General features: G+C 32.4%; 21 protein-coding genes. 10 read left to right on the top strand and 11 right to left on the bottom strand.

The window, feature by feature from the left end; translation table 11 throughout:
- Positions 1–5: 5 nt before the first annotated feature.
- On the bottom strand, positions 6–524 hold the full coding sequence (locus BC952_RS08400) for a DUF6913 domain-containing protein (RefSeq protein WP_121365168.1): 519 nt from the start codon (positions 522–524) through the stop codon (positions 6–8).
- 47 nt (positions 525–571) lie between these two features.
- Between BC952_RS08400 and BC952_RS08395 the strand changes: the two genes are divergently transcribed.
- Positions 572–1,348 (top strand): 5'-nucleotidase C-terminal domain-containing protein, encoded by a 777-nt coding sequence (locus BC952_RS08395; protein ID WP_121365167.1) that lies wholly within the window; start codon positions 572–574, stop codon positions 1,346–1,348.
- Positions 1,349–1,477: 129 nt separating this feature from the next.
- Positions 1,478–2,389 carry a bifunctional metallophosphatase/5'-nucleotidase gene (locus BC952_RS08390; protein ID WP_121365534.1) on the top strand — a complete coding sequence of 304 codons (912 nt, stop codon included), beginning with the start codon at positions 1,478–1,480 and terminating at the stop codon, positions 2,387–2,389.
- Between the two features lie 30 nt (positions 2,390–2,419).
- Here the strand turns inward: BC952_RS08390 and BC952_RS08385 are convergent, their stop codons facing one another.
- The 6 genes from BC952_RS08385 to rpsF form a co-directional block, all read right to left on the bottom strand.
- Positions 2,420–3,070, bottom strand: coding sequence for a hypothetical protein (locus BC952_RS08385; RefSeq protein WP_167445734.1), 651 nt, complete (start codon positions 3,068–3,070; stop codon positions 2,420–2,422).
- Between the two features lie 58 nt (positions 3,071–3,128).
- The gene (gene ligA / locus BC952_RS08380) at positions 3,129–5,147 is read right to left on the bottom strand and encodes an NAD-dependent DNA ligase LigA (RefSeq protein WP_121365165.1); all 2,019 of its coding nucleotides are present in this window, start codon (positions 5,145–5,147) and stop codon (positions 3,129–3,131) included.
- Between the two features lie 75 nt (positions 5,148–5,222).
- On the bottom strand, positions 5,223–5,696 hold the full coding sequence (locus tag BC952_RS08375) for a DUF6495 family protein (RefSeq protein WP_121365164.1): 474 nt from the start codon (positions 5,694–5,696) through the stop codon (positions 5,223–5,225).
- Between the two features lie 137 nt (positions 5,697–5,833).
- A complete protein-coding gene (gene rplI / locus BC952_RS08370; protein WP_113634537.1) occupies positions 5,834–6,277 on the bottom strand; it encodes a 50S ribosomal protein L9 in 444 nt (147 codons plus the stop codon).
- 65 nt (positions 6,278–6,342) lie between these two features.
- Positions 6,343–6,639 carry a 30S ribosomal protein S18 gene (gene rpsR, locus BC952_RS08365; protein ID WP_007138295.1) on the bottom strand — a complete coding sequence of 99 codons (297 nt, stop codon included), beginning with the start codon at positions 6,637–6,639 and terminating at the stop codon, positions 6,343–6,345.
- 5 nt (positions 6,640–6,644) lie between these two features.
- Positions 6,645–6,986, bottom strand: coding sequence for a 30S ribosomal protein S6 (rpsF, locus tag BC952_RS08360; RefSeq protein WP_035671622.1), 342 nt, complete (start codon positions 6,984–6,986; stop codon positions 6,645–6,647).
- Between the two features lie 164 nt (positions 6,987–7,150).
- Between rpsF and BC952_RS08355 the strand changes: the two genes are divergently transcribed.
- The 5 genes from BC952_RS08355 (at position 7,151) to BC952_RS08335 (ending at position 14,757) form a co-directional block, all read left to right on the top strand.
- Positions 7,151–7,846: a LytR/AlgR family response regulator transcription factor gene (locus BC952_RS08355; protein WP_121365163.1), complete on the top strand. Its 696-nt coding sequence runs from the start codon at positions 7,151–7,153 to the stop codon at positions 7,844–7,846.
- Positions 7,847–8,280: 434 nt separating this feature from the next.
- Positions 8,281–9,363 (top strand): glycine cleavage system aminomethyltransferase GcvT, encoded by a 1,083-nt coding sequence (gcvT, locus tag BC952_RS08350; protein ID WP_121365162.1) that lies wholly within the window; start codon positions 8,281–8,283, stop codon positions 9,361–9,363.
- A 5-nt stretch (positions 9,364–9,368) separates the two neighbouring features.
- The gene (locus BC952_RS08345) at positions 9,369–11,399 is read left to right on the top strand and encodes a S41 family peptidase (protein ID WP_121365161.1); all 2,031 of its coding nucleotides are present in this window, start codon (positions 9,369–9,371) and stop codon (positions 11,397–11,399) included.
- 101 nt (positions 11,400–11,500) lie between these two features.
- Positions 11,501–12,214 (top strand): YebC/PmpR family DNA-binding transcriptional regulator, encoded by a 714-nt coding sequence (locus BC952_RS08340; RefSeq protein WP_113635578.1) that lies wholly within the window; start codon positions 11,501–11,503, stop codon positions 12,212–12,214.
- A gap of 470 nt (positions 12,215–12,684) precedes the next feature.
- Positions 12,685–14,757 (top strand): hypothetical protein, encoded by a 2,073-nt coding sequence (locus BC952_RS08335; RefSeq protein ID WP_121365160.1) that lies wholly within the window; start codon positions 12,685–12,687, stop codon positions 14,755–14,757.
- A gap of 80 nt (positions 14,758–14,837) precedes the next feature.
- Here BC952_RS08335 and capA read toward each other — a convergent pair whose 3' ends face one another.
- Positions 14,838–15,878 carry a cysteate synthase gene (gene capA / locus BC952_RS08330; RefSeq protein WP_121365159.1) on the bottom strand — a complete coding sequence of 347 codons (1,041 nt, stop codon included), beginning with the start codon at positions 15,876–15,878 and terminating at the stop codon, positions 14,838–14,840.
- 69 nt (positions 15,879–15,947) lie between these two features.
- Positions 15,948–18,083, bottom strand: a complete 2,136-nt coding sequence (locus BC952_RS08325) for a S9 family peptidase (RefSeq protein ID WP_208639979.1) — start codon at positions 18,081–18,083, stop codon at positions 15,948–15,950.
- Between the two features lie 69 nt (positions 18,084–18,152).
- Here BC952_RS08325 and BC952_RS08320 point away from each other — a divergent pair, with 69 nt between their 5' ends.
- Complete coding sequence (locus tag BC952_RS08320; RefSeq protein WP_091170546.1) at positions 18,153–18,473, top strand: YbaB/EbfC family nucleoid-associated protein; 321 nt, start codon at positions 18,153–18,155, stop codon at positions 18,471–18,473.
- An 85-nt stretch (positions 18,474–18,558) separates the two neighbouring features.
- Here the strand turns inward: BC952_RS08320 and BC952_RS08315 are convergent, their stop codons facing one another.
- The gene (locus BC952_RS08315) at positions 18,559–19,581 is read right to left on the bottom strand and encodes a threonine aldolase family protein (RefSeq protein ID WP_121365157.1); all 1,023 of its coding nucleotides are present in this window, start codon (positions 19,579–19,581) and stop codon (positions 18,559–18,561) included.
- Positions 19,582–19,772: 191 nt separating this feature from the next.
- Here BC952_RS08315 and prfB point away from each other — a divergent pair.
- Together prfB and BC952_RS08305 are read left to right on the top strand one after the other, a co-directional pair.
- A protein-coding gene (gene prfB / locus BC952_RS08310) for a peptide chain release factor 2 (protein ID WP_121365156.1) occupies positions 19,773–20,868 on the top strand; the annotation gives its coding sequence in 2 pieces (ribosomal slippage) (positions 19,773–19,835 and positions 19,837–20,868; 1,095 coding nt in all).
- Between the two features lie 94 nt (positions 20,869–20,962).
- Entirely contained in the window at positions 20,963–21,661 is a 699-nt protein-coding gene (locus BC952_RS08305; protein WP_121365155.1) for an energy transducer TonB, read from the top strand.
- Between the two features lie 36 nt (positions 21,662–21,697).
- On the opposite strand, the gene BC952_RS08300 is transcribed toward BC952_RS08305, so the two are convergent.
- The gene (locus BC952_RS08300) at positions 21,698–22,609 is read right to left on the bottom strand and encodes a phospholipase A (protein ID WP_121365154.1); all 912 of its coding nucleotides are present in this window, start codon (positions 22,607–22,609) and stop codon (positions 21,698–21,700) included.
- Positions 22,610–22,653: the final 44 nt, after the last annotated feature.

Raw genomic sequence — 22,653 nt, 5'->3', positions numbered from 1 at the left:
TAGATTTATATTTTGTTTAATAATTTTAAATATTTAAATAATTCACTTATGAAAACGCTGTAATTATTGATTTCCGTTTTAATTATAAAATGATTTAATCTTTTGTCTATTGAGGAAAAGCCAACTTTAAATTTTGCTTTTGAATTATTCGTAATTTGCAATAGAATTGCTTTCTCTAAGTTGTAATAACTGATTAATAAATCAAATTTTTCATTGATAAAATCATTTATCTCAACCGATGCAATTTGTCCACTCCATTTAAGTTCTCCTGCACTAAATGTAGTATATTTTATTACTTGATTTTTCTTTACTACATCACAATAAACCATTGTTTTTATATTTTCCGGTAAAATTCCGTGTGCTATTAACGCTGCAATCAATAGTTCCGTTGCTGTAAAATCACTGGCATCAACAAGCAAACCAACTGTTTGTATAGTATCAGCAGAAACATTAGTTTTTAAATTTTGCAAGCTATTTTTTAATGTTTTTTTTACAAAAAAATTCTTTATATAATTTAAAAACATATTACTTTTACTTGATTACAAAATTAATTAATTAAGTCGCATTTAAAATGGTAAATTTAAAAAAGTATAACGACGTTTCTAAACTTTTTGTTATATTCTTAACATTTTTATTTGTTGCCTCTTGCAGCAAACAAAATTACGTCACTAAAATAGAAGGAAAACGAATCCCTATTACTGAAAAGGAAAATCAAGTTCCTGCAATTGAAAATTTTATAAAACCGTATCGTGAACATATCAACAAAGATTTAGATAGCGTTCTGGCGTATTGTCCTGAAACATTGGATAAAAGCACGGGTAAATGGCAAACAACAATTGGTAATTTGATGGCTGATGTTACCTTAATGAGAGGGAATCTTGTATTTCAAGCTAGAGAAAAAAAGAAAATCGATATTTGTTTACTTAACAGCGGCGGAATTCGTTCTATACTTCCAAAAGGAAATGTAACAGCCAGAACTGCTTTTGAAATCATGCCTTTTGAAAATAGTTTAGTGGTTATTGCATTAAAAGGTGAACAAATTTTTGAAATGGTCGACTTTTTTATTGCTGAAAAGAAACCACATCCATTATCAGGTGTAACCTTTACTATTGATAAAAATAATGTTGCCAAAAATATTTTAGTTCAAGGGAAACCTGTTCAAAAAGAGACCATTTATTATGTGGGAACTAATGATTATTTGTCTAATGGTGGAGATAATATGAATTTCTTCAAAAAAGGAGTTCAGAAATTTGATTTAGAATACAAACTACGAAATATCCTTATTGATTATTTTAAAGAAGTGGATACCATTCCTGTGATAAAAGATGTTAGAATCACGGTTGAATAAGTAATTAGAATTTAGTTAACAAAATAGTTTTAGAAAACGGAAAGCCCTAGCCCTGATTGAAGCGGCATCCCACGCTTTTTTTTGCGTGGATACAGCGTAAAGCGGGAAATAGCTCCAAAAAAATATAAAATGAAAAGAAGAGAATTTATAGAGAAAACAGCTGCTGGTTCAGCATTAATAGGTTTAGGTGTGTCATTGAGCAGTTTTGAGTCATCAAAAACCAGACAATTGACGGTTTTACACACGAATGATGTACACAGTTATATTGATCCTTTTCCAGCGGATCATCCCAGAAATGCAAATATGGGTGGCGTGGCGCGAAGAGCAGCCTTGATTGAAACGATCAGGAAAGAAAATCCAAATGTATTATTGCTCGATGCAGGCGATATTTTCCAAGGAACGCCTTATTTTAATTATTACGGGGGAGAATTGGAGTTCAAATTGATGAGTATGATGCAGTATGATGCGTCTACAATAGGAAATCACGATTTTGATAATGGTGTGGAAGGTTTGCATGCGCAGATGCCGCACGCCAAATTTGAGTTCATTTCCGCCAATTACGATTTTAAAAACACCGTAATGGATGGTTTTGTAAAACCGTATAAAATATTTCATAAAAACGGAATAAAAGTTGGTGTTTTTGGACTTGGAATAGAGCTTGCAGGATTAGTTGACAAAGCAATGTACAAGGAAACCGTCTACAATAATCCTGTTGAAACGTCTCAAGATATGGTTCGGATTTTAAAGAAAGAACAGCAATGTGATATCGTAATTTGTTTGTCGCATTTAGGATACAAATATAGAGACGAGCCTACTAAAATTTGTGATTTAAAATTAGCCGAACTGACTCAGGATATTGACTTAATTATTGGTGGTCACACTCATACTTTTCTGGATAAACCTACAGTTGCTAAGAACCTTGTGGGCAAAGAAGTTTTAGTAAATCAAGTAGGTTGCTACGGTATTAACTTAGGTAGAATAGATTTTTATGTAGACAATAATAAAGCTAAAGCTTTTGAAGGAAAATCGATTATAGTGTAGCTATAATCGATTTTTTTATGTTGAAAAAAATCAGCTAATTTGTTCGATACTTTCTTTTTCATTGGCATTCAATTTTTCGGCATCAATGACAAATTTGTAAAAAGCGAAATAACTTGTTACATACAAAATCATTCCCAATGGTCTAAAATAAGTTGGGGGCAGGTTATTTAAAAAAAGTTTCTCGATAAAAACGGTAAAATATAATCCTACCGATAGTACTCCAAAGATTGACAGCCAAGGTGTATTTGTAGTTTCATTCATAAAATAATTTGATAAAATAACTCCTCCAAGAATGGATACTAATATATTTTGGACTAACAAAGCGTAATAACTTCCCTCTGGAATTCCATCCGAAATAGAAAGCAAATAAGAAAAAATAAATATAAAAGGAATTACTGCTATAAGTATTGGTATAAAATCTTTGACCTTATTTAGCTTAACAATATAAACAATCAGTAATGTTCTATGAACTATAATTCCGGCTAACCCCAACACCAAAAAAAGTTGTGATTCTGAAATAATAAATATACTGGTAAGCAATAAAAAAAAGATAGTTATAAAAAAATACTCATTTCTTTCCTTGGAGGTAATCCAATAAAGATAGATTAGGATTGCGGCAACTATTGGTCTAAATGCAAACAAGATTATTTTGAATGAAAACAATTCTGCTAGAACTTCCACTATTGCAAAAGAAAACAAAAAACATACTAATGTGTTTTCCTGTATAAGATTATACTTTTTAGTCAATAGCCTCATCCGTTTCATTTATTAAATTCATAAAATCATCTTCAGAGATTATGGAAATATTTAGTTTATTGGCTTTATCTAATTTAGCAGGCCCCATATTATCGCCCGCTATAAGATAATCCGTTTTTACCGAAATGGAACTCCCCACTTTTCCTCCATTATCTTCAATTGCTTTTTTCAAATCATCTCTAGAAAATTTCTCAAAAACACCTGAAACTACAAAGGTTTTACCGGAAAGTTTATTGGTTGCATTTGGATTTATTTTTTCAATAATTTCAAATTGTATTCCATGTTGTTTAAGTCTTTCAATGATATTCCGATTTTCCTGATTATCAAAAAAATCAAGCACACTTTGCGCAATTCTTTCTCCAATTTCGTCCACTAAAATTAAATCCATCAATGTAGCCTGACTCAATGCATCAATACTTTTATAATGTTTTGCCAATTTTTTAGCTACTGTTTCTCCAACAAAGCGGATTCCAAGTGCAAACAGAACGCGTTCAAAAGGAATATGTTTTGAGTTAGCGACACCGTTTACTAAATTTTCAGCAGATTTTTGAGCCATTCGTTCCAAAGGAAGAATTTGCTCTACTTTTAATTCATATAAATCAGCATAGTTATGAACCAATCCGTTATTGAAAAGCAAAGCTACTGTTTCGCCTCCAAGACCTTCAATATCCATTGCTTTTCTGGAAATAAAATGCTGGATTCTCCCGATGATCTGAGGTGGACAACCATAAAAATTAGGACAATAATGGTTTGCTTCGCCTTCGGTTCTAACCAAAGCCGTATTACATTCTGGGCAATTTGTAATGTATTTTGTTGGCTCTGTATTTTCTGGACGTTTGCTTAAATCAACAGCAATAATCTTAGGGATTATCTCTCCTCCTTTTTCTACAAAAACAGTATCTCCAACCCGAATATCGAGTTTCTCAATTTGATCTGCATTGTGCAAAGAAGCGCGTTTTACAATAGTTCCGGCTAATTGTACAGGCTCTAAATTAGCTACTGGAGTTATAGAACCCGTTCGTCCAACTTGGTATGAAATAGAATTTAATTTTGTAGAAACCTGCTCTGATTTGAATTTATAAGCAATTGCCCAACGAGGTGATTTCGCAGTAAAGCCCAACTCTTCCTGATAATGAAAAGAATTAACTTTTACTACAACTCCATCGGTTTCATAAGGAAGATTATGCCTGTGCGTGTCCCAATAATCAATGTATTGAAAAACTTCATCTAAGTTATGAGCCAGTTTTGCTTCTTTAGGTGCTTTAAATCCCCATTGTCTAGCAGTTTCTAATCCCTCAAATTGCGATTTGAAAGGAAGATTATTTCCAATTAAAAAATACAACAGACAATCCAAAGGCCTTTTTGCAACTTCAGCGCTATCTTGTAATTTCAAACTTCCTGAAGCTGTATTTCTCGGATTCGAATAAGGCGTTTCGCCAATTTCAATTAATTCCTGATTCATTTTTTCAAAACCTGCAAAAGGCAAAATAATCTCACCCCGAACATCAAATTTATCAGGGAAATTCCCTTTTAATTTTAATGGAATAGACTTTATAGTTTTGATATTATTCGTCACATCATCGCCTTGAAAACCATCACCTCGCGTAACTGCACGCTTTAATTTTCCGTTTTCATAGGTAATACTGATAGAAGCTCCATCATATTTTAATTCACAAGTATATTCTAATGGAACATCGCCAAGAACTTTGTGAATGCGTTTTTCCCAATCGATTAATTCTTCTTTGGAATAGGAATTATCAAGAGAATACATTCGGTGTTCATGCGGTACAGTTTGGAAGTTTTTCGTTATCGTTCCTCCTACACGCTGCGTAGGTGAATTTTCGTCAAAGTATTCTGGATATTGACTTTCAAGCTCTTGAAGCTGTTTTAATTTCAAATCAAATTCATAATCAGAAATTATAGGTTTATCTAACACATAGTAATTATAATTGTGCTGATTTAATTCTTCCCTTAATTTTTGAATCGTATTTTGAATATCCATAGAAAATAAAAATTGGCTATTTTAGTTTTGAAAAAGTGTACTAAAATAACCAATTAAAAATAAATAGCAATACAATTATGACGCTATAATAGTATTTATTTGCTGGTACAAAAGGCCGTCACTTAAAAACGAACCTTGTTGTATCAATTCGAAAATTGAAATATTACGCTCTTCGGTAAACTCTTTTTTCCCCACTTTCATTTCAATAGTATCCGTAAACATATTATCGCTAAGCCATTGTAATCCATCCTTTGTTAAAAAATCAACCTCAGGAACTAACGATTTTAAAATTATCGATTGAACATACGTGTCAAAACAATGAAAGAGAAAAATATGGTTTTTAGAAAAATGTTCTAAATACGTTGCTTTAGAAAGAACACCTTCCCAAATCAAGTCTGAAAACACGTCTAGTTCTTGTTCCGCAACTTCTGGTTTCTCAGCTTTTATTTTATCCCACTCGGCTTTATCAATTGCTTGAGTAGCTAAAAAAGTACTGAATTCTTGGTTCAATTCCTCAAATTGCTCTTTTGTTAATCTTGAGTATTTCATTTGTGATGAATTTATTTCAGCATCTTATTATTTAAAATGCTCTTTAATTTATGAATTAACGAATCTGAAACAGGTTCAGTTTAAACAAAAAAAAATCCCGACTTCCATCGGGATTTAATTATATAAATTTAAAAAATTTATGCTTTTTCAGCAACAATTTCGTAATCTAATTCAACGATAACATCTCTGTGTAAACGAACACTAGCATTATATTTACCAGTACGTTTAACGATTCCGCTTGTGATGAATTTTCTTTCGATTTGTTGTCCACCTTTAGCTAAAGCTTCAGCGATATCAATATTCGTGATTGAACCGAATAATTTTTCACCACCTGCTTTTGCAAAGATTTTAATTTCGATAGCTTTCAAAGCTTCAGCTAATGCTTTTGCATCTGCCACCACTTTAGCTTCTTTGTGCGCTCTTTGTTTTAGGTTTTCAGCTAATACTTTCTTTGCAGAAGAAGTAGCTAAATGTGCATGACCTTGTGGGATCAAAAAGTTACGACCGTAACCGTTTTTTACCGTTACAATATCATCTTTAAAGCCTAAATTTTGAACGTCTTGTCTTAATATAAGTTCCATGTTGTTGTCCTTTGTTATAGAAGTTAGGTTTCATGTTTCAGAAAACCAACAACTGAGTTTAATTATTATTTTAGTAAATCCGCCACATATGGCATTAAAGCTAAGTGACGTGCTCTTTTCACAGCAACTGAAACTTTTCTTTGGTATTTTAATGAAGTTCCTGTTAAACGACGAGGAAGAATTTTTCCTTGCTCATTTACGAATTTCAATAAGAAATCAGCATCTTTATAATCAATATATTTGATACCTGATTTTTTGAAACGACAATACTTTTTAGTTTTGTTTGTTTCTATGTTCAAAGGCGTAAGATATCTGATATCCCCGTCTTTTTTTCCTGAAGCCGATTGTTGTAATGTTGCCATGATAATTAAGCTTTTGTAGATTTTAATTTAGTTCTTCTTCTTTCAGCCCAAGAAATAGCGTGTTTGTCAAGACTTACAGTCAAGAAACGCATAACTCTTTCGTCACGTCTAAATTCAGTTTCAAAAGCAATAAGAACTTCTCCAGCTACTTTGAATTCGAAAAGGTGGTAAAAACCACTTTTTTTGTTTTGAATTTCGTAAGCCATTTTTTTAAGGCCCCAGTCTTCTTTCGACACCATTTCTGCTCCTCTACTAGTAAGAAAATCTTCAAATTTGCTTACTGTTTCCTTTACCTGAACTTCAGATAAAACGGGATTTAAAATGAAAACAGTTTCATAATGATTCATAAATGTATATTTATATGTTAATTTGGGTGCAAAAGTAGTTAATTATTTTCAAATTCCAAGCACCAATTGTATAAAAATTATTTTTGAGTAAAAAAACTCAATAAATTTGTTCCGTAAAAAAAATAAAATTATATTTACTTACCCGAATTTAAAATATCAATGTTATGAAACTAAATTGTGTCGTTGTCGATGATAGCTCAATCCAAAGGATGATCATAGCAAAATTAGTGAATAATCATACCAATTTACACCTAATAGGTGATTTTTCCAATGCAATAGAAGCTAAAAATTGCATGTCAATAAATAATGTGGATCTAATTTTTCTAGATATAGAAATGCCTGTAATAAGTGGTTTTGATTTCTTAGATGGTTTAAAAATAAAACCACAAATTATATTTATTACATCAAAAGCAGAGTATGCAATGAAAGCTTTTGATTATGATGCTACTGATTATCTTCAAAAACCTATAGCTGTTGATCGATTCAACGCATCAGTAAAAAGAGCTATAGATTTATTTTCTTTAAGGAAAGAAAATAAAGAAGAAGAAGGCGAACACATCTTTATAAAGAGTAATCTAAAAAAATTAAAAATTTTCACCTCAAAAATAAAATGGATCGAAGCTTTTGGCGACTATGTTAAAGTAGTTACTGAAGATGACAGCAACCTAGTTCTTTCAACCATGAAATCCTTTGAAAATGATCTGTCTAAAGAAAAATTTATTAGAGTACACAAATCGTACATTATAAATATAGACAAAGTAGAACGCTTCAATAGCAAATTTGCTGAAATTGGGATTACTAAAATTCCTTTAAGCAGGAATAAAAAAGAAGATTTAGTAAAAGCGTTGTCTTTTGCTTAAAATTCTGAAATATAAATCTCAGATCTATTACACTCATAATGCCTAACTTTAGACAAATTCTAAAAAAAGTGGCTGAATATATTATACCGATTTTTATAAATAAAAAACCTCTAAAGCCAAAACTTTAGAGGTTTTTTCGTAAGCTTATATTTATACTAGCTCTATAAAATTAGCAAAATTGAGAATTAAAACTTTAGCAAAACTTCGTAGTCATTACTGCAGGAAAAACTTTATTTTCATCAAATAACCTCCAGTGTAAAGCCAAATATCAATTCCATAACCAAAATTAGTTTAATTCATCACGTACAAATTGAAACGTTATATTATCCGTTATTCCGAAAACGTTTGAAACTTCAAACTTTGCCCCTATCACCTTTGCCACCCGAAATAAAATTGATAAATTAGCCCAGTCAAATTTTATATAAAAAAACACAATGAAAAATACTGCGCTTACGCATATACACGAGAGTTTGGGAGCAAAAATGCTTCCGTTTGCCGGATACAATATGCCTATTTTATATGAAGGAGTGAATGCGGAACATGAAACGGTGCGCAATGCCGTGGGTGTTTTTGACGTTTCTCACATGGGTGAATTCTTGATTACCGGGCCAAAGGCATTGGCTTTGATACAAAAAGTAACTTCGAATGATGCTTCAACTTTAACCATTGGAAGGGCACAATATTCTTGTTTGCCAAACAATGAGGGTGGAATTGTAGATGATTTGATCGTTTATAAAATGAAAGATGAGCAGTATTTATTAGTGGTAAATGCTTCAAATATTGACAAGGATTGGGATTGGATTTCGGCTCATAATGATTTGGGTGTGGAGATGAAAAACCTTTCAGATGATTACTCATTACTAGCTATTCAAGGACCGAAAGCGGTTGAAGCCATGCAGTCCTTAACCTCAAAAGATTTATCAATGATTCCATATTACCATTTTGAAGTGGGTGATTTTGCTGGTATCGAAAACGTAATTATTTCGGCTACAGGATATACAGGTTCTGGAGGTTTTGAGATTTATTGTAAAAACTCCGAAGTTGAACAAATTTGGAATAAAGTTTTTGAAGCAGGTGCAGCTTTCGGAATCAAACCAATTGGTCTTGCGGCTCGTGATACGTTGCGATTGGAAATGGGTTTTTGTTTGTACGGAAATGATATCAATGACACCACTTCTCCACTTGAAGCTGGTTTAGGATGGATTACGAAGTTCACTAAAGAATTTACGAATTCTGAAAACCTGAAAAAACAAAAAGAAGCTGGAGTCACTAAAAAATTAGTCGCTTTTGAAATGCAGGAACGTGCAGTACCAAGACATGATTATGAAATCATAGATGCTTCAGGAAATGTAATCGGAATTGTAACTTCGGGAACAATGTCACCATCGATGAATAAAGGAATTGGTATGGGTTATGTAACTACAGAGCACAGCGCTTTAGACCGTGAAATTTACATCCGAATTCGTAAAAATGATGTTCCTGCAAAAGTAGTAAAACCACCTTTTTACAAGAAATAAAACAGATGAAGAAACTATTACTTGTCTTTTTGTTGACTACATTTTCACTTTTAGGTCAAAATGATACAAAGACTTGTGAAATACTTTCTAAAATAAATAATCTTATCCAAAGTGAACATTATCAACCAAAGCCGATAGACGACAGTTTATCGGTTTTCGTTTTTGATCGTTTTATTGACGAACTCGATCCTTCAAGAAATATTTTTCTGAAATCAGAATATGATATTCTTTCCCAAAAATACCGTTTGAATATTGATAATTTGATACAAGATAAAAATTGTACTTTCCTATCTGATATTTCGAAAATTTATAAAAATGACCTTTTAAGAAACAAAGCCATTTTAGAAAAGATTGACAGAGAAATATTTAATTATGAACTAAAAGATACGATTCGGTTTTATAAAAAAGCTTTTCCAATCTACATGTTAGATCCCCAAGTGGAGAAAGTTTGGAGAAAAAAAATAAAATATGAGGTTTTAGATGATATCGCCCAAAAAAGCAAAAATCTAGATTCTATTAGAGCTAATTTCAATAGTTTGGCAACACTTTCTAAAAATACAATAATCCAAAATGAACTTTGTAGAATAAATAGCCTTTTACAAAATGAATCTGGTTTACAAGAAAGTCTTTATAATCATTTTTGCAACTATTTTGATCCACACACTTCCTATTTTAGTGACGATTCAAAATCAAATTTTGTAGCTTCATTATCAAAAGAATATTTATCAATAGGACTAAATATTAGCATAAATGAAAAAAGTGAAATTATTGTAGATGAATTAAATCCAAATGGACCTGCATTTCATAGTGGAAAAATAAAAAAAGGAGATCAAATCATTTCGATTTCAAACCTAAAAGAAACGCTAGTAGTTTCCTGCACAACACTAAAATCTATATCCAACATGATTCTTTCAGAAGTAAATAAAAAAATTGTACTAACGCTAAGACACAGTTCAGGGAAAAACTTCGAAGTACTTATTGAAAAACAAATCATAAAAGACGAAGAAAATACTGTTTACAGTTTTATTATAGAAAAAGAAATCAAAATAGGATACATAAAAATTCCAAGTTTTTATTCCGATTTTGAAGGTAATAGTGGCAAAGGCTGTGCTCAGGATGTTGTCAAGGAAGTGATTAAATTGCAAAAAGACAATATCAAAGGATTAGTAATTGATTTAGTGGACAATGGTGGTGGATCCATGGAAGAAGCTATAAAATTAGCTGGAATGTTTATTGACTATGGTCCAATTTCTTTAGTAATTGATAATAAAAAATCACCTCTTGTAATTGACTATCCTTATAAAGGAATGATTTATAAAGACCCAATTGTAATTCTTATAAACGGAAATTCCGCATCAGCAAGTGAGTTTTTCGCATCGATTCTTCAAGATTACCATCGTGCATTACTGATTGGCAGTACTACTTTAGGTAAAGCTACGATGCAAACCATTGTTCCATTAGAAGAAAATGATACTGAAAATTTTCTGAAAATAACGATTAATAAATTTTACAGAGTGACAGGGAAAAGCCATCAAAGTTTGGGAGTTATTCCAAATGTATTATTACCCGAAATATACGAGACAATCTTCCAAAAAGAAAGTAACTTTTCAACGGCTTTTAAAAATGATAGCATCGAAACTTTTATTAAATTTAAACCTCATGCGAGAAATAATTTGATCCAAAAAATATCAGAAAAAAGCAGACTACGAATAACTAAAAACTCATACTTTAATACTATTCGAACTCTCAATAAAAAAATTGATGATTTAGTCAACGAACAAAAGAAAGAATTACCAATGACAATCGATATGATTTTTGAAGAACAAAATAAGATCAGTGCTTTGTGGGAAGAAATTAATTCTTTTGATTCCGAAAGGATTGATTTGAATGTATACAATTCTAATCTAAATGCATTTCATCTCTCTATCCATCCATCAGAGAATCTCAAAAATCAATTTCAATTGAATGCATTAAAAACAAATCATTATTTGAATGAGGCAATTACAATAATTAAAGATTTTAGCTCTTTAAAATAAATAATAGTATCAATTTATTTTTAATCAGATAAAAGAGTTTAATTTGATTTTGGTAAAATAACTAATAACTGTATTTTTGCAGTTCAAAATAATAAATAGAAATGGGAAGAGCATTTGAGTTTAGAAAAGGCAGAAAAATGAAACGTTGGTCAGCAATGGCCAAAGCATTTACCAGAATTGGTAAAGATATTGTAATGGCTGTTAAAGAAGGTGGACCAAATCCTGATGCCAACTCCAGATTAAGAGCCGTCATCCAGAACTCTAAGGCAGTAAATATGCCAAAAGAAAATGTAGAACGTGCAATTAAAAAAGCAACCGATAAAGATACGGCCAATTATAAAGAAGTTTTATTTGAAGGATATGCACCTCATGGAATCGCAATTCTAGTTGAAACTGCTACTGATAATAATAACAGAACTGTTGCTAATGTTAGAAGTTATTTTAACAAATGTAATGGTACAATGGGAACACAAGGTTCCGTTGAATTCATGTTTGATCACACCTGCAACTTTAGAATTCCTGCAAACGGAATTGATCCTGAAGAACTAGAGTTAGAATTAATCGATTTTGGCGCTGAGGAAGTTTTTGAAGATGAAGACGGTATCTTGATTTATGCTCCTTTTGGCAGTTTTGGAACCATTCAAAAAGAATTAGAAAACAGAGGGCTGGAAATTCTTTCTTCTGGATTTGAAAGAATTCCGCAGATTACAAAGAAATTATCGGAAGCAGAAATGGCGGACATCGAAAAGCTAATTGAAAAACTGGAGGAAGATGATGACGTAATGAACGTGTATCACACGATGGAAGAAGCTTAAACTTCGTTACAATTATACGTAAAACTCTAGCTTTGGCTGGAGTTTTTTTTGTTTCACAATTTATGATCTAACTATATAAATTCTTTCATTTCTTTCATTTCTTTCATTTCACTTTTCTGAAGTTTTTAAGAAACAAATCAATAGTGTATCCATACGATTTTTAATCAGCTTTTGCCTTCAAATTATTGCATAAATACCTTTTAAATAACGACCTTTAACTAAAAATAGAGGATTTAGCAAACGAGTATTTTTTAATATCTTTTTTACTGCTACCAAGTTTCTTATATTTGCTAACTTTTGCGAAATGCAACGCCTCAAAAACAAGCGAAATATAAAACCATTAGAAACACAATTATTTTTTGTGAAGATTTTCTACAAAAGATGATTCTTGATTGAATGAGTTTAGTTAGAAAGCAAATTATTCCCAATACAGAATATCGTTCTAAGGAACGCTTAAAATTATAACATATATGACAAACAATATTCTAATTGAAAATCAATATAAAAGAACCAGTTTATTTGAAAAAGAAAATGTAGACTATTTAGTTCGCATTTTAAAAAGATTTAATACCGTACCTAAGATAAATAATATCAATATTATCACGTCAACTAGTGCGCCCACTATTTTCAAAATTGTTCCTAACAAATCAATTATAATTGGTTCCTCTTTTTTGAATAAACCCATTTTAGCATTAGTCTATTTAAGATATGGAATCGAATGGCAGCTATGGTACAAAGCTTTAAATACCGAAAAACAGGATGTAGTTTTATGTGATAGTGCAGCTCTTGAAGTAACTCGGATATTTTATAATTTACTCCCTAAAGATGATAAAGAAAAATTAGAAAATCTTGATTATATTCTAATTAATTTAATCAAAAATGATATTTCTTTAAATACTGAATCTTCTTTAATAAATGAAAAACTCCAATCTTTTCATGGTTTAAAAAATTCAAACACTGAAATCAAAGAATCTTGGAAACCAATTATCGAAAATCTTGCAAAACCCACAGAATACATGTTGATGTCTGGCGGAGATCTTAGATTGAATATCGATGAAATTCATTTACTAAACAAATACGGATGTCGTCCATTCCCACGACCTGATGCATTTACTTTTGCTTCATCTACGGCTTCCAGCGTTTCTAATTTTGCTTTTGACAAAACAGATAAAGTGAGAAGTATATTAATTAGAAATAGCTTGAAAAAAGGTTTTCAAGATACTACGATCGAGTTTTCTGAATTGCTAAAAAATAACCTGAGACACATATTTAAATTAAATGAGGAATGTGAAATAATTTTTTCACCATCAGGTACTGATTCCTCTCTTCAAATAGCAGCCATAACGCAAATTATTTCCGATAAAGAAATTACACATATTCTGGTTGCCTCTGATGAAACTGGCAGCGGTGTGGCGGCGGCCTTAAAAGGGTATCATTTTGAAAATACTACTGCTTTAAATTATCCAATTAAAAAAGACACTAAAATAGAAGGTTTTAGAGATGTTGATTTAATACAAATCCCTTTTAGAGATCAAAATGGAGCATTAAAATCGTCTAATCAATTAGATGAGGAAGTATTTGATGCCATTATTAGGACCAAAAATCAAGGTAGGCATATAGTATTACATACTATGGACCAGTCAAAATTAGGGTATCAATCTCCCAGCGACGAATTTATTAAAAAACTAAATACACTTGAAGATTTATCAATTCAAATAATTGTAGATGGATCACAGCTAAGATTAGATCCAAAAGACATACAAAATTACTTAAACAAAGGATATATTGTGACCATTACGGGGAGTAAATTCTTCACTGGTCCTCCGTATTGCGGTGCATTAATTTTACCTAAAAATGTCAATAAATTAATTCAATCTGTAAAAAACACATTACCCAAAGGCTTAAACCAATATTATAATCGTTCTGATTGGCCGACTTCCTGGTTTTGTTCCAATGAATTATCTGACGGCTATAACTATGGTTCCTATATGCGCTGGAATGCTGCCGTAGTTGAAATGGACAGATATTATAAAACACCTATTTTATATCGAAATATGGGTATTGAGATGTTTTGCAATTTTGTAGATGACTCCATAAAAGAGGCCACTTTTTTACAGCCTATTTACGGGGACGAAACAAAAACCAAGAGTTACAGCAGTAAAGAATTTGGAATAAGAAATATCCGCACCATTTTTCCTTTCTTTATTTTTAAAAACAATGAAGTCTTAACTGTTGATAAAGTAAAGAAATTATACACTTTATTAAATTCTGATTTATCTGATCAGTTTGAAGGTTCTTCTTTAGAAATCATTCGACTTGCTGCCCAAAAATGTCATATTGGTCAAGCAGTTAATGTAAAATATACTACAGAAATTGAAAGTGCAATATTAAGAATTAGTTTGGGTGCCAGAGTTATTTCTGAAAGTTGGGTCAACAGAGATATTAGCCTATTTTTTAGAAACATAGAATTACAAATGAGTCAGATTACAATCACTATTAAAAAAATTGAATTGATACTTAATAATTCTGAATTATTGGATTAAATAAAATTGTTCTTCTTAATGTCAATAAAAAAGTCCCATTCGTAAAAGCAGATGGGACTTTTTAATTTATAATTTTCAAATTATTTTATCATTTCAATTTTTTGAACTTCTTCTTCGTTGATGCTGTCAAAGAAACCCTGTTCGTTCATCCAATCATCGCTAAATACTTTACTCATATAACGAGAACCGTGATCCGGGAAAATTGCGATTACATTACTGTTGGCGTCAAATTCACCTTCTTCAGCATATTGTCTTATCGCTTGCATTACTGCTCCTGAAGTATATCCAACAAATAAACCTTCTTTTCTGGTGATTTCTCGGGCAGCATGAGCGCTTTCCTCATCCGTCACTTTCATGAACTTATCAATAATATCAAAATCCGTTGCAGATGGAATCAAATTTTTTCCCAGACCTTCTATTCTGTATGGATAAATTTCATCATTATCGAATTCTCTGGTTTCATGATATTTTTTCAATACAGAACCAAAAGCATCCACTCCAAGAATTCTAATATTTGGATTTTGTTCTTTTAGGTATTTTGCAGTACCTGAAATAGTTCCTCCTGTACCACTACAAGCAATTAAGTGTGTAATTGCTCCGTTAGTTTGTTTCCAAATTTCCGGACCGGTAGACTTATAATGCGCATCAATATTCAACTCATTGAAATACTGATTGATATAAACCGAACCTTTCGTTTCTTCGTGCAAACGTTTGGCTACGTTATAATAAGAACGCTCATCATCAGCAGATACATGCGCCGGACAAACATACACTTTAGCACCTAAGCTGCGAAGCATATCTATTTTATCTTTAGATGATTTAGAACTAACAGCAAGAATGCAGTTGTAGCCTTTTATGATACTTACCATTGCTAAACTAAAACCAGTATTACCGGAAGTTGTTTCAATTATGGTATCACCCGGAGATAAAATACCTTTCTTTTCAGCTTCTTCAATTATGTATAATGCTATTCTATCTTTTGAGGAATGTCCTGGATTAAAAGCTTCTACTTTAGCGTAAAAATTTCCTTCTAAATTTTCAGTAACTTTATTTAGCTTAATAAGTGGAGTATTACCTATTAATTCTAAGACATTATTATAAGCTGTTATTTCTTTTTTCATAAAAAAATAGTTAGTCGTGGCAATTTTACATTAAACACGAATGTTGCAAATCTAACAAAAAAAATCTAATTAGTTTTTAATTCCTTCTAAATCTAATAAAAAACTATATTCTTTTGCTAATTCCTTAAGAGCTTCAAATCGTCCTGAAGCACCACCGTGACCGGCATCCATATTCGTATTAAGATATAAAACAGTATCATTTGTTTTTAGGGTTCGTAGCTTTGCAACCCACTTAGCAGGCTCCCAATACTGAACTTGAGAATCATGAAGTCCGGTAGAAACAAACATATTAGGGTATTTTTGAGCCTTTACATTATCATAAGGCGAATACGACAACATATAATCATACGATTTTTTCTCATTTGGGTTTCCCCATTCATCATATTCTCCAGTTGTAAGCGGAATCGTATCATCAAGCATCGTGGTAATTACATCGACAAAAGGCACTTGAGCAATTACTCCATTATATAGTTCCGGCGCCATATTGACTATTGCTCCCATTAACAAACCTCCTGCAGAACCACCTTCGGCGTATAAATGCTTTGGTGAAGTATATTTCTCCTGGATTAAAAATTTAGAACAATCAATAAAATCAGTGAATGTATTTTTCTTTTTCAATAATTTTCCGTCCTCATACCATTGTCTTCCTAAATCTTCGCCACCGCGAATGTGCGCTATTGCAAAAACAAAACCTCTGTCCAAAATTGACAAACGTGTTGATGAAAAATAAGCATCCATTGTCACTCCATACGAACCATAAGCATAAAGCAATACCGGATTATTCCCGTCTTTTTTCAATCCTTTGTGGTAAACCATTGAGATTGGGACTTTGGTTCCATCAGTTGCTGTAGCCCAAACACGCTCTTCGATATAATTATTTTTATCAAATTTGCCTCCTAGAACTTGTTGCTCTTTCTTGATTTCTTTCTCCTTAGTTTTCATATTAAAATCAATAACCGAAGATGGTGTTGCCAAAGATTGGTAACTGTAACGCAAAATATCAGTATCGAAATCCACATTTGTCGTTGTGTAAGCACTATATGTTTCACTCCCAAAAGGCAAATAATACTCTCCTTCTCCACTCCATGGCATGATGCGAATGTGATTCAAACCATTCGAACGTTCTTCTACAACCAAATAATTGCTGAAAATCTCAATATCTTCCAGTAGAACGTCTTTTCTATGGGCGATTACATCTTTCCAATTTTCTTTTGCAGTAGCGTTTTCAGGCGTCTTCATCAACTTGAAGTTAGTCGCTTTGTCCTTGTTGGTCATGATGTAAAAAGAATCCCCAAAATGAGAAATACTGTATTCTAATCCGCGCACCCTTGGTTGAAAAACCACAAATTCTCCGTCTGGATTATCTGAATTTAAAATTCTATATTCAGTAGTTAATGTACTTCCAGAACCTATTACAATGTATTTTTTGGACTTTTCTTTACCTACAGAAACGTTGAATGTATCGTCTTTTTCATTGAAAACCAACACATCATCGGCAGCATCTGTAGCTAATTTATGTTTGAAAACTTTATCAGAACGCAACGTAACTTTGTCTTGTCTGGTGTAAAATATCGTTTTATTATCATTAGCCCAAACTGAACTTCCGGTAGCATTTTCAATCTTATCTAAAAGAATTTCTCCTGTTTCTAAGTTTTTGATTTGTATTGTATAAATACGTCTTCCTACGGTATCGATACCAAAACTTGCAAATTTATTATCCGGACTTACGCTCAAACCTCCCAATTGAAAATAGCTTTGCCCTTTGGCCAAGTCATTACAATTGAATAAAATTTCCTCATTAGCGGTAAGACTTCCTTTTTTTCGAGAATAAATAGGATAATCTTTTCCGGTTTCAAAACGCGTAATATAATAATAACCATTGTATAAATAAGGAACCGATTGGTCGTCTTCCTTGATGCGGGCTTTCATTTCTTCGTATAATTCTTTCTGAAAACCTTTCGTATCCGCAGTCATAGCGTCATAATAAGTATTTTCCTGATTCAAATAATCAATCACTTCCGGGTTCTCTCTGTCGTTTAACCAAAAATAATTATCAATACGTTTTTGATTGTGTTTTTCTAAAGTTTTTGGAATTATTTTAGCTATTGGAGTCGAGATATTTTTTGACATTTGTTGTGCTTTAATTTTAGTAATTGATGCTGCAAAAATAATACAAAGACAACTTAAGACGAGTTTATTTTTCATTAATATTTTATTGATTATGACTATGCAATATAGTAATTTTGTAAATCAATTAATTTAAAAAATTAAAACATGGATTTAATGGGAATGATGGGCAAACTTAAAGAGACCCAACAAAAGATAGAAGACACAAAAAAACGTTTAGATACTGTTCTAATTGACGAGCAAAGTACCGATACTTTATTAAAAGTTACTTTGACTGCCAACAGAACTATAAAATCAATTACTATTGACGACACTTTATTAGAAGATAAAGATCAATTGGAAGATTATTTAATTTTAGTATTGAATAAAGCAATTGAAAAAGCGACTGATGTGAATCAGAGAGAATTGGATGCCGTAACTAAAATGGATATGCCAATGATTCCTGGTATGGAAGATTTGTTTAAATAAAAAAGTTTAACGTTTAAGGTTTAACGTTTTTTGATAGCGATAAAAACTTTAAACCTTAAACGTTAAACAAATTCCCTAAGTAGATTTACACTAACTTTTGTAAAGTTTCCAAAACATAAGTGTGCATCACTTCTTTATAATCAAGATGCGTGACTATTCTCAGTTTTCCATGGCCCATCGAACTAATTAAAATATTTTTTTGTTTCAACAATTCAATTAAATTATTCTCGATACAATTGGGAACCAAAGTGAATATCAAAATATTAGTTTCAACGGGTTCTACTGATGCCACCCAGCTTACGTTTTTCAAAACTTCAGCAATTTCTTTAGCTCTTCTGTGATCATCCGCTAAGCGTTCTATATTATTATCCAAAGCATAAATTCCAGCTGCCGCCAAATAACCTACTTGGCGCATTCCGCCTCCAAATATTTTTCTGACACGCAATGCTCTGTGAATCGTAGCTTTATCACCTAATAATACTGAACCAATAGGCGCTCCCAAACCTTTAGATAAACAAACTGAAATGGTATCGAATAATTTCCCAAATGCTTTTGGGTCTTGATTTTTGGCTACCAAAGCATTCCAGATTCTGGCACCATCCATGTGAAATTTTAAATTATTGGCATCACAAACTATCTTTATTTTTTGCAAATCTTCCAATTCGTAGCATGCGCCGCCGCCTTTATTGGTAGTGTTTTCAACACAAACTAAACTCGTTAACGGACTGTGGTAAAATTCCGGATCATTAATCGCCCCGGCCACTTGTTCCGCAGTTATCATTCCGCGATTTCCATCTAATAAACAACATGAAACACCACTGTTAAAGGAAACTCCACCACCTTCGTAATGATAAACATGGGCATATTTGTCGGCAATCAATTGTTCTCCCGGTTGTGTATGTAATTTTATCGCCGTTTGATTGGCCATAGTTCCGGAAGGAAAAAAAAGTCCCGCTTCCATTCCGAACATTTCTGCAACCTTTGCTTCAAGTTCAATAACCGTAGGATCTTGTTTATAAACATCATCACCTACTACGGCATTCAACATGTGAACCAACATTTCGCGTGAAGGTTTTGTAATCGTATCGCTAACTAAATTTATTTCCATATTATTTTTTTATTTTTGATAAGGAGAAGACACGACTTGTCCCTGCGTAAAATTTTTCTATTTTTGTGCCACAAATTTACACAATACCGTTTGTTAATTCCAACTAGTTCCGTTAAAACTAAACTAATTGTAGTACAGAGCGGCATTTTTGATAAATATTGAAAACAGACCTATTAAATTAATATAATTTTATGACAACTACCGAACAAATTAAAGGTATTGTAGAGCGCCTTGGTGCGTTGAGGAGGTATCTTTGACGTTGATGCCAAGCTAATTGAGATTTCAAACGAGGAAGAAAAAACTTTTGCGCCAGACTTTTGGAACAATGCCAAAGAAGCTGAACTTATTGTAAAAAACCTTCGAAATAAGAAAAAGTGGATTGAAGATTACAATAAAGCGGTCGAAATGACTGAAGAATTGCAACTCGCCTATGATTTTTACAAAGAAGGCGAACTTACCGGAGAAGAATTAGACGAACAATACATCGCTACGCAAGCGCACATTGAAGCCATCGAATTCAAAAACATGCTTTCGGACGAAGGGGATACATTGAGTGCCGTGGTACAAATAACTGCTGGTGCCGGTGGAACTGAAAGTTGCGACTGGGCCGAAATGCTGATGCGTATGTACATGATGTGGGGCGAAAAATATGGCTACAAAATCAAAGAGCTAAATTTCCAAAAAGGAGAAGCTGCCGGTATCAAAACCGTAACACTCGAATTTGAAGGTGATTATTCTTTTGGTTATTTAAAAGGAGAAAATGGCGTACATCGATTGGTTAGAATATCACCTTTTGACAGTAATGCCAAACGTCATACCTCATTTGCGTCAGTATATGTCTATCCACTTGTAGATGACAGTATCGAAATTGAGATAAACCCTGCTGATATCGAGATTACGACTTCGAGATCCAGCGGTGCGGGAGGGCAAAATGTAAATAAAGTAGAAACTAAAGTACAATTGTTTCATAAACCAACCGGAATTCAAATACAATGTTCTGAAACACGTTCGCAGCAAGACAACAGACAACGTGCCATGCAAATGTTACGATCTCAACTATACGAAATTGAGCTAAAAAAGAAACAGGCACAGCGCGCGGATATTGAAGCTGGAAAAATGAAAATAGAATGGGGTTCTCAAATCAGAAATTATGTGATGCAACCCTATAAATTAGTCAAAGATGTTCGTACCGGATATGAAACCAGTAATGTTGATGGCGTTATGAATGGAGAAATTGATGAATTCCTGAAAGCCTATTTAATGATGATGGGACAAAAAGAAGAATAAATTTATCCTACAATTAAAAAATATCCTACAATAAGCAAATCGCTATATTGTAGGATTTTTTTATTACTTTTGCTTTAAAATCACTCTTTATTAAATGAAAAAATTACTTCTTCTATTTGTTTTGTTATCCTCCATAACTTTTTATGCTCAGGAAAAAGTATATTTTACCGAGCACTTTAAAGAATTACCATCTGCGGAGAATGCAACTTATTATACTATTTATGAAGACAGTCCAGAAGAAACATTACGAACAACGTACTACCTAGATAATACCCTTTTTTCTAAAGATCATTTTTCCAATTATAAAAAACGAATTTTAAACGGTACATCTGAAAAATGGTATAAAAACGGCAAAAAAGAAATGCTGGCAATTTATGTTAAAGGCAAACAAGAAGGTATTCAGACTCGTTATTTTGAAAATGGCCAAATAAAACGTACCGAAAATTTTAAAAATGGAAAATTTGTTGACGGGAACTGTTTTAATGAAAATGGAACTGAAATAGAATTTTTTACTTACTATATAAAACCAGAATTTCCGGGAGGAATGAAAGCTTTTTATGATTACATAGCAAAAAATTTTAAATTGCCAAACAACTCCAAAGGCCTAATAAAAATAGCTTTTGTGGTTGAAAGAGATGGAACTTTAAGCGATTTTAAAATCATTGAAGGAATCAATTATGACATGAATGTTGAAGCAGTAAGAGTTTTATTTAATAGTCCCAAATGGATTCCGGGAAAAGTGGACGGTAAGGATGCACGTGTAAAATTTGACTTGCCAATTACCGTAAAATAATTTAGTATCTTGATCGTCTCAATATTTTTTTTAAACCTAAAGCCATTCAATCAAGGAGACTCCTATCCCAACAGTCGTTTGCAAATTATTATAATCAATCAGCGTTTCCCCATATCCATGAGAAACTAATAAATATCCCTTGAGATTATTTTTTATGGGATATGACCAGGAAAATGATGAATTCCCTCTTGCTTTTGAATTAAAATTCAAATTATGACTGCCAATAAAAGAAAATATATTGCCATTTTTGGTATAAATCACATTCACATCACCTCGCCCAACATATTCAGAAATATCCGGATTATCGTCTTTCGCTGCTGGCATACGAAACCAAGGCCTAACATAGATTGTCCAGTTCTTACGTTCCAATCCGGCATGAAGAATAATTCTGTTCCAACTTCTTGAAAATGGTTCACTTTTCCCATTAGATTGGTGATTTAATGCCACTCCAATCATTCGGGCTTTAAAACCCAAAAAATTAAATTTAACAGGAACATTCAGAATCAGTTCTGGTTCGTAATTAACTTCTCTAAAAGGTCGTGAAAGATCATTATTGTATATTTGCCAATGTGATATTTGTGTGTAAGCAACCCATAAATCACCATGGCCCCAAAAAATACCTTGTAAAACTTTGGTCTTAAAACTCAACTGAAATTTAGTCTCAATATTATCATAATCAACCCCCGGTGGAGCTACATAATCAGGATCCACATTTCCTGAAGAAGGTCTCTCATTCGGATTATTTGTCCATCGAATGGGTAGAACATACATAGGCTTGTAAGGAGTTACTAAAAATGTTCCTCTAACAGAAGTGGTATCTAATTCCCAACGTTCAGTCAAATCCCGAAGTTGTGTCTTACTATTGAACAAGGCCTGAAGTTGAGCATTCGCAATGAAACAAGAGCATAAAACTAAAAAGAAAGACAATTTTATTTGAAGCAATTTCATAACAAATACTGTTTGTATTAAGTTGCAAATGTACGCTATGAGTA

The organism is Flavobacterium limicola (genome assembly GCF_003634755.1).
GTDB lineage: Bacteria > Bacteroidota > Bacteroidia > Flavobacteriales > Flavobacteriaceae > Flavobacterium > Flavobacterium limicola.
Note: the sequence above shows the minus strand (reverse complement) of the source record. Positions and strands in the feature narration are given on the sequence as shown.